Below are 13513 nucleotides of genomic sequence, written 5' to 3' on the forward strand. Positions count from 1 at the left end.
GCTTTTTTGTGTATTCCGTTTTGTAATGCTGAGCATTGCGAAAGATGCTATTAACGAATATACAAGTGGGCTACATGGGGGCGATTAGACGCTTCACTAAAGCTCAGCAGCAAAAAAGGTTATTAAATCGCCTCAAAAAGCTCAAAAGACAACTTTGGTACATCCGTAGTTAAAAATCCTTATTCAGTAACTTTTCCAATTCAGCAAAGCTGATATCCATTTTGATACGGCCTTGTTTGGCGTACGAGATCTCGCCGGTTTCTTCTGATACGATGATGGCCGTGGCATCATTAGCTTCGGTAACACCAATACCTGCGCGGTGGCGTAAACCAAATTGAGCGGGCAGGTCGGCCTTTTCAGTCACCGGCAATATACAGCTGGCCGATTTGATTTTATTCTCTGAGATCACCACAGCGCCATCATGCAGGGGGCTATTCTTTTGAAAGATGCTTTCCAGCACCCGTTTAGAAATCCTGGCATCCAGCACTTCGCAGCTATTTTGGTAAAACTGCTCGTCGTAATATTTAGCGAAAACAATCAGCGCGCCCGTGCGGGTTTGTTTCATGCTTTTACAGGCATCAATAATAGGTTTGATGCGGGCGTAGTTGTTTTTCTCTGTTTCGGCTTTGCCAAAAAAGTATAGCCACCATGCTTTGTTACGCTGTAGTGATGCATTCTTCCCCATTAGCAACAAAAACCTGCGGATCTCCTGCTGAAATAATACGATAACGGCGATAATACCTACGTCGGCTACTTTTTTAAGGATGCCGGCAAGCAATGGCATCCTGCTTTCGGGAACAATAAAATATAGAGCATAAATAATGGCCAACCCTATAAAAATATTGGCCGCGATGGTACCCCTTATGAGGTTGTATAGCTGATAAATGATGATTGCCAACAGCAATATATCCAGTATGGCAAATGGCGTTATTTTAAAGCTGCTAAAGTCAAACGAAGGCATGTCACGAAGTTAACAAGTTTCTGCTAACATCATTATTTGAAGATTGTAATTATTAAGATGATTATTTACTTCGCTCGGTAGTAAAACGTACCAATTGTTCCAGGCCGGTTTTGGCCTCACCATTTGGGAAGGTGTTGAGGATGGCAAAGGCTTCGTCCTGGTATTTTTTCATTTGGGTTTCAGAATATTCCAGTCCACCTTTTTGTTTAACAAAATTGATGATCTCGGTTATCTTCTTGGGGTCGTCGTTATGGTTTTTAACCAGTTGGATCATGCGTTTTTTCTCGCTGCTGTCGCTGTTGTTAAGCGCGTAGATCAATGGCAGCGTAACTTTTTTTTCTTTGATATCGATGCCGAGCGGTTTGCCTACATCATCGGTACCAAAATCAAACATATCATCTTTAATTTGGAAGGCGACCCCTATCTTCTCGCCAAAAAGGCGCATTTTTTCGATGGTCTCTTCATCCGCATTTGCTGATGCCGCACCACAAGCGCAGCACGATGCAATAAGTGAAGCGGTTTTCTGGCGGATAACGTCATAATAAACGGCCTCGCTAATGTCCATACGGCGCACCTTTTCTATCTGCAGCAATTCACCCTCACTCATTTGCTTAACCGCTTCAGATACTATCTTAAGCAGTTTAAAATCGCCATTATCTATGGATAGTAACAGCCCTTTGCTCAGCAGGTAATCGCCCACCAAAACGGCTATCTTATTTTTCCATAAAGCGTTGATAGAGAAAAAGCCACGGCGCTGGTAAGAGTTATCAACAACATCATCGTGCACCAGGGTGGCGGTATGCAGCAGTTCTACCAATGCAGCCCCACGGTGTGTGGATTCGTTAATACCTCCGCAAATGGTGGCCGAAAAAAACACGAACATGGGCCTGATCTGCTTGCCTTTGCGCTTTACAATGTAATGGGTAATACGATCCAGCAGCGGCACAGAGCTTTGCATTGAGGTTTTGAACTTCTCTTCAAAAACATCAATCTCGGCAGCAATAGGTTTTTTAATTTCGTTGATGTTTAGCATTGAAACAAAACACGCTTTTTTATGCAACTACCTTACCTGGCAATCCGCAGCAAACATAAGCTTAAAAAAATATATATACATAAACCACAAATACTTTTACGCTGATTAAACCTTCGTCCTTTTTAACCCTCTATTATAATAGTTAGTAAAAACTACATATAAGTTTAGTTTTTGTGAGTTAAAGTTTTCGTTTTAAAAGTGGAGCCCAAAAAGTTCCGCTTTTTTATTGCCGTTTATTTTTACATTTGCAATCCTTTAAAAAAACGGAGAGGTGTCTGAGTGGTCGAAAGAGCACGCCTGGAAAGTGTGTATACCTCAAAAGGGTATCGAGGGTTCGAATCCCTCCCTCTCCGCCATAAGATATCTAAAATAATTTAAAAACGCCTTAAATGCATCATTTAAGGCGTTTCTTGTTTTTAGACCGAACCAAAATATTCAATAAATCGCATTGTTCTGGTGACCTTTTGGTGACCTGGCAGGCACCTAACACAATAGGTCAAAAATGTTTATAAGTAACTATAAATTTGAGGTAGTTACTTACTTAGTATAACTTATCCTTAATACAGGGTTTTATACCTGAAAGTTACCAGATTACTACGTTTATAAGTTCTTTAACGGCCAATGAATAAAGTGAATAGTGTGAATAAAATGAACGAGGCCCTTTTATTTAAAAAACAGCCTCGTTCTTAAACTGATATAGATACTAATAGTTGCTTCTTTAGTAAATTCCCTGTAAACTACTTTAGTACTGTTTTAATCGCATCGCCTACCTCGTGGCCGGCGTTTGCTTTAAAATCGAACCCAAGCAATTGTGCCATGGTTTGCGCCAGTTGTTTGTGGTAAGTGGTTGTTGGGGTTGATATGACACCTGTCGCCGGCGTATCGGGGCCAATTACAGCAAACCAGGTATTTTCAGCCCCTTTTACATCGGCACCATGGTCGCACCATTTGTCCATGGGTTCGTTACCGCGGCCGTGGTCGGTGGTTATCAATAGCGTAGTGCTGTTTTTATAAAATGGATCTGCCTGGATCATATTCCACAAAGCCTTGATGTAGCCATCTTCCTGCTTTGCCCTGTCAAGGTAAAAACGATAGTTGCCTTCGTGTGCCATATCGTCGGTTTCGTCAAATCCCATATACAATACACGTGGTTTGTATTGCTTGATATATTCTTTACTGAACTCGTAAGTAATAAAATCTAAACGAGTTGAGTCACCTAGGTAAGCCGGAACATTATGCTGTAATTCATTTAGATATTTTAAACGGATATTGGCATCTGTATTTTTAAGATCAGCATAGCCCGAATATACAGGCAGACCAGAGCGTTTCGCGTTCAGGATCTGCGGGAAACGCTCCCATGATGAAAATGCTACAACCTTACCCTCAAATCCCTTTTGCTTGTTAATGTATTCCAGCACGTTCATATTAGGGTTAGTTATCGGGTTGTTAGTGTTCATCCGCACATCCGGGAAACCTGTAAAGATCTCGTTATAGCCGGGGTACGAAAATCGGTATGGATTAGCAAGCTCCTCTTTATTCCCTGCATCGCGGTTACCGTAAAGCTGCCCTTGTTTACTTATTACCGACCATAAGAATGGGAACAGGATCTCCCGACGTTCTTCGGCTGTCGCAGCCAAGTACTTTTTCCGAACATCGTTTTGATCAGTAGTGAATTTGGAATTGATAATGGCCGAATCGGCGCCACGATAAACCTCCTGCCAGCGCATCCCATCAAGCGTTACAACAATAAGGTTTTTGGTTTTATGCTGCGCGAATGTTTGACCGATAGCCAAGGCACAAACAATTGTAATTAATAACTTTTTCATATATGTTGTATTAAACAAAACAGGGCCCTTAAGGCCCTGCTTTGTGATTTTGTATTATTTCAGTATCCACATAACACCATTAATGTCATCGTTACCGCCAAACTGGCTGGCAAGCGCTGCCTGGTAGTTTTTAGCATTAGAATTACGCTCTGCAGATGGGTATTTAAAGCGGGTTGCAATACGGCTACCGTTACCTGTACCCGGGCCTGTTGTAAATACCGGCACACCTGTACGGCGGTAAGTAAAGTACGACTCTAAACCCGAGTGCCTGAACAAAGCGATATACTTCTGCTCCAATATATGGGTTATACCTGCAGCATCCGCAGTATATTTAACAACTGCCTGGTTGTAATAGTTGGCAAAGTTTGCTGTAACGCTGTAGTCATCGTAGTTAGCAGCATTCTTTACGTCGGTTGAACCCGGGCGATAAAAATGAGCTAAGAAGATCCCGGTTTCAGGGATACCATAAGTAGCCATTGATGCTTTAATACCTGCCTGGTAATAGGTCTCGGCATTGGCCCCTGCTGCCCAGCCACGGCTTATACCTTCGGCAATATTAAACACCAGCTCGGGGTAACCTATTTGTACACTTGGCTCACCGGTGTAAGTCGAGTAAAAGTACCTTCGGTTAATGAACGAGTATTTTTGTAAACCTGCGTTGTTGTACATCACACCCAAATCAAGGCCTGCATCGGCACCAACAAATGATGCGAAATCGGTAGGGCTTTGTTTAGCGTTATCAACCAGGTCGCGGGCTGGCTCGGCAGTTACAAATACACGTGGATCCTTTAACTTGGTTAACAGGCTAATGTACGTTGCCGATGTGTTTTTACGTGAACCGCTTTGTCCAAAGTTATTAGGGTTCATCGGGTAATAGTTATTCGGCGATACAAACACATATTGTAGGTTGTCTGACGTACCTGTCATCAACGGGTATTTTGCAGGGGTATTAATAATAGTTGCAAAACGGGTAGTAACCTTCAGGTCGGCATCAGCAGTTTTTTTGCTTAATTGTAAAAGCAGGCGTATTTGTAACGCGTTAACCGCTTTCTGCCATTTGGTAAGGTCATTGTTATAATAGATATCATTGGTTAAAACAGCACCGGCACCTGTACCAAAATCATTTGGTTTTGCTATCAATTGAGCAAGGTCATCATTAGCGCTATCTAACCATAATAATGACTGCAGCATTACTGCTTTTTGGGTATCGTATTTAGGCTCTAAGTTTACAAGTCCTTTTAAAGCCTCGGTCATCGGGATATCGCCCATCTCCAAACTCATTTTACTAAATAAGTAAGCCTTAAAAAATTTACCTAAAGCTTCATATGGGTTAATGGCAGCGCCACCTGTTTCAGAAGCTTTTTTCTCCATATCTACCACGTTTTTCAATGTGGTGTAGTAATCGTCGCCACCATCAAAATCGTAACGGTTGTTACCATAATAATCATAGTTGTACAGGTAATACTGGCTGTAAATTTCCTTTTGTCCGTCGGGCAGTTCGGCCATGTTGTTAAGTATGCCGTTAAATAATAGCGATGCGGGCACGTTATTAGGCTTATTGTTGTTTACAGAGAGCTCGTCGAAACTCTTTTTACAACCGGTTGCCAACAGTAGCATAACTACCGGCAATACATATATTTTAAATATCTTTTTCATGATTATTTCTGCTTATCAAATGTTAGAATGATACGTTTAAGTTAAGACCGTAGCTGCGTACAGTTGGCGATTGCAAACCTGTAGATGCGGTTGCGTAGTTGTATTGGTCAAGGTCAACATCTTTAAAGCGTTTATCCTTGTAGAAATACAACAGGTTACGGCCATAAACAGAAACCGAAGCTTTTTGGATAAAGGTTTTTTGCAACATGGTTTTAGGGAACTCGAAACCAAATGTTACCTCGCGAAGCTTGGTGAATGTTTTGCTCATTAAGTTGGCTTCGGCAACGCCGTAATATTTACTTGCGTAATCCTGCACGAAAGCAACCTGTGTATTTGGCGCGTATTGTAGTTGATTGTAGTTTAATACCGCACCTGTGTTAGAGTCATAGTTGATAGCAGTACCGTTTGATACTACTACACCTTCGCCAACGTATGAACCATTATAACCGGCTTTACCAAAGTTACTCCAGTCTTTGAAACGGGCATCACCAAGGGCGCCTTCAGCAGTTTCGGCATTGGCACCACCACGCATGGTTTTGTTGTGCATATAATCAACAATAACACCACCTACAGAACCATCTAACTGTACACCAAGGCTAAAACTTTTGTACTGAAATTTATTGTAGATGCTCCAGCTGTATTTAGCAATTTCGTTACCTAAGAACTTTAATACCGGGCTACTTAAAGGTTTACCAGCCGCATCGTTAATTATTTTACCTTCAGGTGTTCTTACAAAAGCAGAACCGTATAATTTGTCAGTACGATCACCTGCTTTAAAGAAGGTAGCATAGCTGTCCTGGCCTGAAGGTAGCTCTTTGTAAACTTCTTTATAGGTTGAGATGTTAGCTAAGATATTCCAGCTAAAGCCTTTAGGATTTTGCAAAATAGCACCGCTAACCGAACCTTCGTAACCGGTCTTTTTGGTTTTAAGCGCGTTGATGTACTCAATAGTGTAACCTGTAGCGGTAGAGATAGCATTAGGTAAGATCCTTGGGCCATCGATGTATTGAAAAGCTGTTCCGCTAAAGCCTATACGGTTTTGTAAGAACTTGATATCGAAACCTTCCTCGTAATTAACACGGGTTGACGTTTTGATGCCATTTTGGTACAGATAATCTGACGCGTAACCTGCGGCTTGGCTGTTATAAGGCTTGCTGGTGTTGTAAGTTGAATTTAATGAGTAATCAGGACCATTATACGGCGACGAGTAAGTTGTACCGTAATCAAGTGGGTTATTAAACAATGACGGGCCTGTGCCACCACCAAATACAGTGATAGAGCTAAACGGAGCAGGGCCTATGGTTGTAGAAGTGGCGTCTGAACGGATGCTTGAAAATGATGCCCTGCCTTTTAAGAAGGTAATAAAGCTTGGTAGTTTAACATAATCTGATATTACGGTTGCTACCGAAAAGCTTGGGTAAAAGTAAGTGGTTGGCTGTCGGAACGACGATGCTTTATCGATACGGCCGGTACTTGATAAGGTAAAGAATTTACCAAACGTTGCATCTAACGAGTAGTATGCGCTTAATACACGCATATCCGAATTAAAGCTGGTAGACTGTATTGCATTTTTAGAATTACTGAACGAGTAAACTTCTGGTACGCTCAAATAATCGGTAGATGTCCAGTTTGATTTGTAAGACATGTTACGCATGTTACCCCCCACTAAACCCGAAAGGTTTAAGAATTTTTTGATGGTATAGTCATAGTTTAACATTAACTCGGTATTGTTATCAAACAGGTCGCGGCGGTCTTCGCGGTAGTCACCTTCGTTACCCTCGCGGCTGTAAGGGTGGGCCGAGAACGGCATTTTTTCAGTACGTAAAATATTGTACGTATCTATTTGCGAACGAAAAGTAGCATTCAGGTTGCTATTGATCTTAAAGTTGGCAGATAAGTAACCGTATACGTCATTTTTGTAATGGCCACGGGTCCACTCTTTAACCATAAACCATGGGTTATGGTAACGGGTATACTCGGCAAATTGCGATTGGATGCCTTCTTTACCCGGCTGCCAAATGGCTTTAATATCGGGCGCGTTCACATCCCAATCGGCGCCTGTCCAAATAGATAAGTTGTATATTAAACTGTTTGGGCCGTACTGCACGTCAGGAAAGTTATCGGTGGTTTGGCGGTTAAAGTTTACGTTACCTTCAAATTTCCAACGATTTGTTGGGTTAAATGATGCATAGATGTTCGCGTTAGCGATATCTAAGTACTGCTCAGGTATGTAACTGTTTTGATGTTGCTGCGAAGCAGAAAAACGTACGTTATAAGTATCGCCATTACCACTTAAAGCTACGTTGTTGTTGGTTTGGTAACCGGTACGCAAAAAGTTATTTAAGTTATTTGCACCACGTGCGGTATATGGTGTTGCCTGGCGAACGCCGTTAATAACCGGGCTATCATATTGTTTTATTAGCTGGCCGTTAAAGTACGGCCCCCAGATATCGTAATCGGCATCTACACCACCCGGTGCACCACCTTTACCATCCACAAACTCGTAAAAGGTATTCTCGCCCGCACCATATTTATGTTGCACACGCGGAAATGCTAAAAAGCCGGTATTAATAACCGTACTACTGTTAATGTCAACAGTTAAGCCTTTTTTGTTTTTGTTACCTTTTTTGGTAGTGATCAAAATAGCACCGTATGATGCACGGTTACCGTAAAGCGCTGCCGCTGCAGGGCCTTTTAATACCGTATAAGTTTCGATATCATCGGGGCTGATGTTATAGGTATCCGTATTAATCGGGAAACCATCCACTACATATAAAGAAATGCTGTTACCACGAATAGCCACGTTTGGCGCGCCCAATAACTCAGCCGATGGGCCTACCGATAAACCGGCCACTTTACCAATTAAACCGGTAATAGGGTTTGGGTCGCGGGCAAGGGTAAGGTCTTCACCCCTAACGGTTGATACGGCATAACCAATGCGGCGGGTTTCTTTTTTAATACCCAATGCGGTTACAACTACCTCATTAAGTATTTTGTTATCGCCCGTAAGATTTACTATCATAGTACTACTGTTACCAACGGTAGCCTCTTGCTGTGCAAACCCTAAAAACTTAAATATCAGCACCTGGCCTGGGCTTGCGGTGATAATAAAACGGCCATAGGCATCAGAAGTGGTGCCTTGGCTTGTTCCTTTAAGCATTACACTAACGCCTGGTAAAGGCTGTTTGGTTTCGTCGTTTACGGTTCCTGCTATCTTTGTTTGGGCAAACAAAATAATAGGCGACAGGCAACACACTATGATGAGTGCGAGCCTTTTAAAGTTGGGGTAAATTTGTTTCATTGCTGCTAAATAATGTTTGTGAGAAATTATAAGGCAATACTAAACTTTGTTTATTATTTGTAAACTAAGTTTAGATTAAGTAAACTTTAAACCTTTATTGATTTTAAATTAAGGGGCAACACAATTGGTAACAAATTCGATACATCTTAATTAAATTAACTTAACATAGGCTATAAAACAGCTATAAATTACCTGAAATGTGCTTTACAGCTATTTGCTTTAAATAGCCAATATTATTAACAGGCATATTTTGCAGTTTCGCTTCATCGTCCCAATAACGCATGCGGATGATCAGGTCGGCATCCGGATTAGCCTCAAATTTGGCGGCTTCATCAGCACTCATTACCCCACCTTGAAAGTTTAGCGTTGCCCGGCTGGCAGGCGATAATTTTTCAAAATATTCGGGATGCTTATAAGTAAGGTATCGTTTGGCGATAACATGCCCGTTAACCAGGTTGGCAAGTCGGGGTGAAAAGCCACGGTCTAATAAATAATCTGCACCAAGTTTTTCGTGATTAATATTGCCCATCCCGTCCATACTGCCTACCTCGGTACCGGCGGCGCACAGGTGTCCAATATCATGAAAGAATGCGGCCAGTATAACTTCATCATCGTAACACTCGGCTTGGGCAAGCGCAGCAGCTTGCGACATATGTTCTATCTGTGATACCGGCTCGCCGATGTAATCTTCGCCGCCGTGTTGCTCATATAAAGCAAACACATCGTTCACAATTTCTTCGGGGATAGACGCAAGTGGGGTCATAATAATAGTTTTTATGGCAAATGACGCATCCTTATATTACCCTAAAATTAAATTTGCATCATCTAATTTGTTAGTTGTAAAATAAAGCTAAATGCCTTGCCACGTTTAAATTTATTATCTACTTTGCCGCCGTTCAACAAATGTTAAATATTAATGGAAGATGATATACTGATCCAGATCAGTAACCGGATCAAAGAAAAGCGCCGCGAAAAAAATATAACTGTACAAGAACTGGCTTCGCGTGCAAACGTAAGCAAGGGCCTTATTTCGCAGATAGAGAATAGCCGCACCATACCATCCCTTATTGTGCTGATAGATATTATAAAAGCCTTAGAAATTGACCTTAATGTATTCTTTAAAGATATAGATGCCGGTAAAAACTTCCCTTTGATCATCCGCAGGCAATCAGAATATCATCATTTCGAGAAGGAGCACGCCGAAGGTTTTCATTATCAGAGGATTTTTACCCAATCCATTAAAAACTCTACCGTTGATATCGTAATATTAGAACTTGAGCCCAATGCCTCCCGCCCGCAGGTAGAAACCGAGGCTTACGAATATAAATACATTCTTAATGGGACTATCGAATATCAATTGGGCGATGATACTTACACCCTAAGCCAGGGCGACTCGATGCTGTTCGATGGTCGAATACCCCATACACCGAAAAATAAGGGAACAAAAAAAGCCAGCATGCTGGTTGTATATTTCTTCGAGATCCCAAACTAAACTTAAACATATCTTAACACTGTGTTAGTTTATAATTAATAAACAAAGTTTACTATTGCTAAACAAAAATACCATTTAGCAATGCCTATAAAACTTGTTGTGTTTGATATGGCCGGTACCACGGTCAGGGATGAGAATAAAGTAGCCGACACTTTTAGCGCGGCTATGCAAAAATACGGTTATAACGTAACCGTGGCCGATGTTAACCCGCTCATGGGTTACGAAAAAAGTGTAGCCATCACCAAAATGCTGCAACAGCATGAGCCCGATATAAGCAAAATAACACCTAAGCTTATCCATAATATTCACCAGGAATTTATAAACCTGATGATAAGCTACTACCGCACTACACCTGTTTTAGAAGCCCTGCCAAACGCCGAAGCCACGCTTGCGGCATTAAAATATTTGGGAATTAAAATTGGTATTAATACCGGTTTTTCTAAAGACATTGCCGAAACTATAGTTCAGCGCCTGCAATGGTGCGAAAAAGGGTTAATAGATTACCTTATTGGGTCGGACGAGGTCGCTGAAGGCCGCCCAAATCCTGCCATGATCAAGCGTATGATGGCTCTTGCCGGCGTTACCAACGCACAGGAAGTTGCCAAAATTGGGGATACTGAAGTTGACATTCGCGAAGGACAAAACGCAGGTTGCAAGTATGTAATTGCAGTTACTACAGGTGCCTTTACCCGTGCCGAGCTGGAACCATATAACCCTACCCATATTATTGATGACATCGCGGACGTGATTAGCATCATCAGCTAAACCAAATGGCTTTAATTCATAAAATAAGGGCAAGGGCAGCAACATTGCCGTACGCTGTAATATCTGTATTGGCAGCTATATCGGCTTTTGGCGCGTACACTTCTATGTATGCTTTCCGGAAGGCTTTCGCAGCGGGCACATACCCCGGCCAGCAGTTTTTGCATGTAGATTATAAAGTATGGCTGGTTATTGCCCAGATAGTTGGCTATACCCTAAGTAAGTTTTACGGTATCCGCTTTATTGCCGAGGTTAAAGGTGCCAAACGTGGGATAACTATTTTAACACTTATTGGTATTTCATGGCTGGCCTTGTTGGGCTTTGCGCTGGTACCTGCGCCTTATAATATTGCGTTTTTATTTATCAACGGATTCCCCCTTGGGTTAATATGGGGGCTGGTTTTTGGTTACTTGGAAGGGCGACGCTCTACCGAATTTATGGCTGCGGTGCTATCTATCAGCCTGATCTTTGGATCGGGATTTGTAAAAACTATAGGCCAAACATTGATACATGTTTACCATGTAAGCGAGTATAATATGCCTTTTTTTACCGGCGCGTTATTTGCTATCCCGCTAATGCTTTTCGTATTTATGCTGGAACTGATGCCCCCGCAAACCGCGCATGATAAAGCCCTGCGTACCGAACGCTTACCCATGAATGCAGAAGAGCGCAAACATTTCATCATCCGTTTTTTACCGGGTATTATCTTAACGCTTATCATCTACGTGCTGCTCACTATTATGCGCGATATCCGTGATAATTTTGAGGTAGAAATCTGGAATAGCCTTGGCATTAAAGACCGTACCATTTACACAAAAATAGATACCAAAATATCCATCATAGTATTGGTTGCTATGAGCCTGCTGATCCTCATCCGCAAAAACCTGCAGGCATTTAGTATTATCCATTTAATGATTATTGGAGGCTGTGTTTTGCTTGGCGCATCAACCATAATGTATTCCTTAAAAATGATTGACCCTGTAAGCTGGATGACCATGGCCGGGCTTGGTCTGTACCTTGGTTATATACCCTACAACGCCATATTTTTTGAGCGGATGATAGCTACTTTCCATTACAAAAGCAATGTTGGTTTTGTAATGTATGTTGCCGACTCCATGGGCTACCTGGGCAGTGTAAGCATTTTACTAATAAAAGAACTTGGCCGCCCCAATATTAGTTGGGGTAACTTTTTTAAAGAAGGCGTGATGATCGTAGCGATTGTAGGTGGTATCTGTGGTGTTTTGTCGCTGATATACTTCTTACAATCGGCCCGCAAAAGTAAAGAGACAAAGCCTCAACTTAATTTTTCAACTGTATGAGTAAACCATCGGCCATTGTAATTGGCGCAGGCATTGTTGGGCTGGCAACAGCCCGGGCCCTGGCAACCCGCGGTTACCAGGTAACCATTTTTGAACGTAACGAACGTGCAGTGGGTGCATCCATCCGAAACTTTGGGATGGTTTGGCCTATCGGGCAGCCTACCGGGCCGTTGTTTGAACGCGCCATGCTATCGCGCAGCATCTGGAAACAAACCTGCAAAGAAGCCGGCATCTGGCATGACGAAGTTGGCTCCTTGCACCTTGCTTATCATGACGATGAACTGGAGGTGATTGAGCAATATGCTAACATCAATAAATCATACCGCGACTGCGCGTTACTTTCCCCGCAGCAGGCATTAAATAAATCTACAAGTGTAAACCCCGACGGGCTTAAAGGCGCTCTTTGGAGCAGTACGGAGATGATAGTTGAAGCACGCGAAGCAATTGCTGCGGTTGCCAAATATTTAGCAGAGCAGCAGGGCGTTATATTTCATTGGAATACAGCCATTAGCCAGGTTACTACCAACACCGTTACATCGGGCACAAAACAATACCATGCCGATGAGATCTTTATTTGCAGCGGTGTAGAGTTTGAAACGCTTTACCCCGAACTCTTCGCATCGTTTGAGATCACTAAATGTAAGCTGCAAATGATGCGCCTTGCCGCGCAGCCGAAGAACGGGCGTATTGGCCCTGCACTTTGCGGTAGTTTAAGTATGATCCATTACCCGGGTTTCCAGGCGGCACCTGCCTTGCCCACGTTGCGTAAACGATACGAAAAAGAATATGCCGAATACCTGAAATGGGGCATCCACGTAATGGCGGCGCAAAACCAAACCGGCGAAATTACCGTTGGCGATTCGCACGAGTACGGTTTGGTGCACGACCCTTTTGATAAAGATTTCATTAACCAGATGATCCTGAAATACCTGCAAACGTTTACCAGGTTTAAAGATACCCGTGTTATACAAACCTGGAATGGCACCTACGCAAAAATGATCACTGGCCAAACTGAACTGGTTGTAGATGCAGAGCCGGGCGTAACCATCATAAACGGCCTCGGCGGCAATGGTATGACTTTATCATTTGGCCTTTGCGAGCAAATTATAGCAGCAAAGTTTAATTAGCCCCTAATAACAAATACATATAAAAAATAAAGCCAC

10 protein-coding genes and 1 tRNA gene are annotated in these 13513 nt (G+C 42.4%); 5 read left to right on the forward strand and 6 right to left on the reverse strand.

All coding sequences use genetic code 11. From position 1 onward, the window contains the following. Positions 1-169: 169 nt before the first annotated feature. Entirely contained in the window at positions 170-961 is a 792-nt protein-coding gene (gene cdaA, locus NAF17_RS16325) for a diadenylate cyclase CdaA (RefSeq protein WP_252759089.1), read from the reverse strand. Positions 962-1022: 61 nt separating this feature from the next. Beyond that, positions 1023-1994, reverse strand: a complete 972-nt coding sequence (locus tag NAF17_RS16330) for a polyprenyl synthetase family protein (RefSeq protein WP_252759090.1) — start codon at positions 1992-1994, stop codon at positions 1023-1025. Between the two features lie 265 nt (positions 1995-2259). Here NAF17_RS16330 and NAF17_RS16335 point away from each other — a divergent pair. Continuing rightward, positions 2260-2350 (forward strand) — tRNA-Ser (locus tag NAF17_RS16335). Between the two features lie 381 nt (positions 2351-2731). Here the strand turns inward: NAF17_RS16335 and NAF17_RS16340 are convergent. From NAF17_RS16340 to NAF17_RS16355, 4 genes are all read right to left on the reverse strand, one after another. Next, a complete protein-coding gene (locus NAF17_RS16340) occupies positions 2732-3820 on the reverse strand; it encodes an alkaline phosphatase family protein (RefSeq protein ID WP_252759091.1) in 1089 nt (362 codons plus the stop codon). A gap of 54 nt (positions 3821-3874) precedes the next feature. After that, a complete protein-coding gene (locus NAF17_RS16345) occupies positions 3875-5476 on the reverse strand; it encodes a SusD/RagB family nutrient-binding outer membrane lipoprotein (RefSeq protein ID WP_252759092.1) in 1602 nt (533 codons plus the stop codon). 22 nt (positions 5477-5498) lie between these two features. Beyond that, positions 5499-8777: a SusC/RagA family TonB-linked outer membrane protein gene (locus NAF17_RS16350; protein ID WP_252759093.1), complete on the reverse strand. Its 3279-nt coding sequence runs from the start codon at positions 8775-8777 to the stop codon at positions 5499-5501. Between the two features lie 181 nt (positions 8778-8958). Next, entirely contained in the window at positions 8959-9540 is a 582-nt protein-coding gene (locus NAF17_RS16355) for an HD domain-containing protein (protein WP_252759094.1), read from the reverse strand. Between the two features lie 153 nt (positions 9541-9693). On the opposite strand from NAF17_RS16355, the gene NAF17_RS16360 reads away from it, so the two are divergent. The 4 genes from NAF17_RS16360 to NAF17_RS16375 all read left to right on the forward strand — a co-directional run bounded on the left by NAF17_RS16360 (position 9694) and on the right by NAF17_RS16375 (position 13477). Then, entirely contained in the window at positions 9694-10269 is a 576-nt protein-coding gene (locus NAF17_RS16360; protein ID WP_252759095.1) for a helix-turn-helix domain-containing protein, read from the forward strand. 81 nt (positions 10270-10350) lie between these two features. After that, positions 10351-11034, forward strand: a complete 684-nt coding sequence (locus NAF17_RS16365) for an HAD-IA family hydrolase (RefSeq protein ID WP_252759096.1) — start codon at positions 10351-10353, stop codon at positions 11032-11034. A 5-nt stretch (positions 11035-11039) separates the two neighbouring features. Continuing rightward, on the forward strand, positions 11040-12350 hold the full coding sequence (locus NAF17_RS16370) for a DUF5690 family protein (protein ID WP_252759097.1): 1311 nt from the start codon (positions 11040-11042) through the stop codon (positions 12348-12350). After that, a complete protein-coding gene (locus NAF17_RS16375; RefSeq protein ID WP_252759098.1) occupies positions 12347-13477 on the forward strand; it encodes a TIGR03364 family FAD-dependent oxidoreductase in 1131 nt (376 codons plus the stop codon). Before NAF17_RS16370 ends, NAF17_RS16375 begins: the two co-directional genes overlap by 4 nt. The last annotated feature ends 36 nt before the right edge of the window (positions 13478-13513 follow it).

This window comes from Mucilaginibacter aurantiaciroseus, assembly GCF_024055595.1.
GTDB lineage: Bacteria > Bacteroidota > Bacteroidia > Sphingobacteriales > Sphingobacteriaceae > Mucilaginibacter > Mucilaginibacter aurantiaciroseus.

What these genes read in the sequence shown, in the direction of transcription:
- cdaA (WP_252759089.1), bottom strand. Translation starts at nt 961, where the DNA reads ATGCCTTCGTTTGACTTTAGCAGCTTTAAAATAACGCCATTTGCCATA.
- NAF17_RS16330 (WP_252759090.1), bottom strand. Translation starts at nt 1,994, where the DNA reads ATGCTAAACATCAACGAAATTAAAAAACCTATTGCTGCCGAGATTGAT.
- NAF17_RS16340 (WP_252759091.1), bottom strand. Translation starts at nt 3,820, where the DNA reads ATGAAAAAGTTATTAATTACAATTGTTTGTGCCTTGGCTATCGGTCAA.
- NAF17_RS16345 (WP_252759092.1), bottom strand. Translation starts at nt 5,476, where the DNA reads ATGAAAAAGATATTTAAAATATATGTATTGCCGGTAGTTATGCTACTG.
- NAF17_RS16350 (WP_252759093.1), bottom strand. Translation starts at nt 8,777, where the DNA reads ATGAAACAAATTTACCCCAACTTTAAAAGGCTCGCACTCATCATAGTG.
- NAF17_RS16355 (WP_252759094.1), bottom strand. Translation starts at nt 9,540, where the DNA reads ATGACCCCACTTGCGTCTATCCCCGAAGAAATTGTGAACGATGTGTTT.
- NAF17_RS16360 (WP_252759095.1), top strand. Translation starts at nt 9,694, where the DNA reads ATGGAAGATGATATACTGATCCAGATCAGTAACCGGATCAAAGAAAAG.
- NAF17_RS16365 (WP_252759096.1), top strand. Translation starts at nt 10,351, where the DNA reads ATGCCTATAAAACTTGTTGTGTTTGATATGGCCGGTACCACGGTCAGG.
- NAF17_RS16370 (WP_252759097.1), top strand. Translation starts at nt 11,040, where the DNA reads ATGGCTTTAATTCATAAAATAAGGGCAAGGGCAGCAACATTGCCGTAC.
- NAF17_RS16375 (WP_252759098.1), top strand. Translation starts at nt 12,347, where the DNA reads ATGAGTAAACCATCGGCCATTGTAATTGGCGCAGGCATTGTTGGGCTG.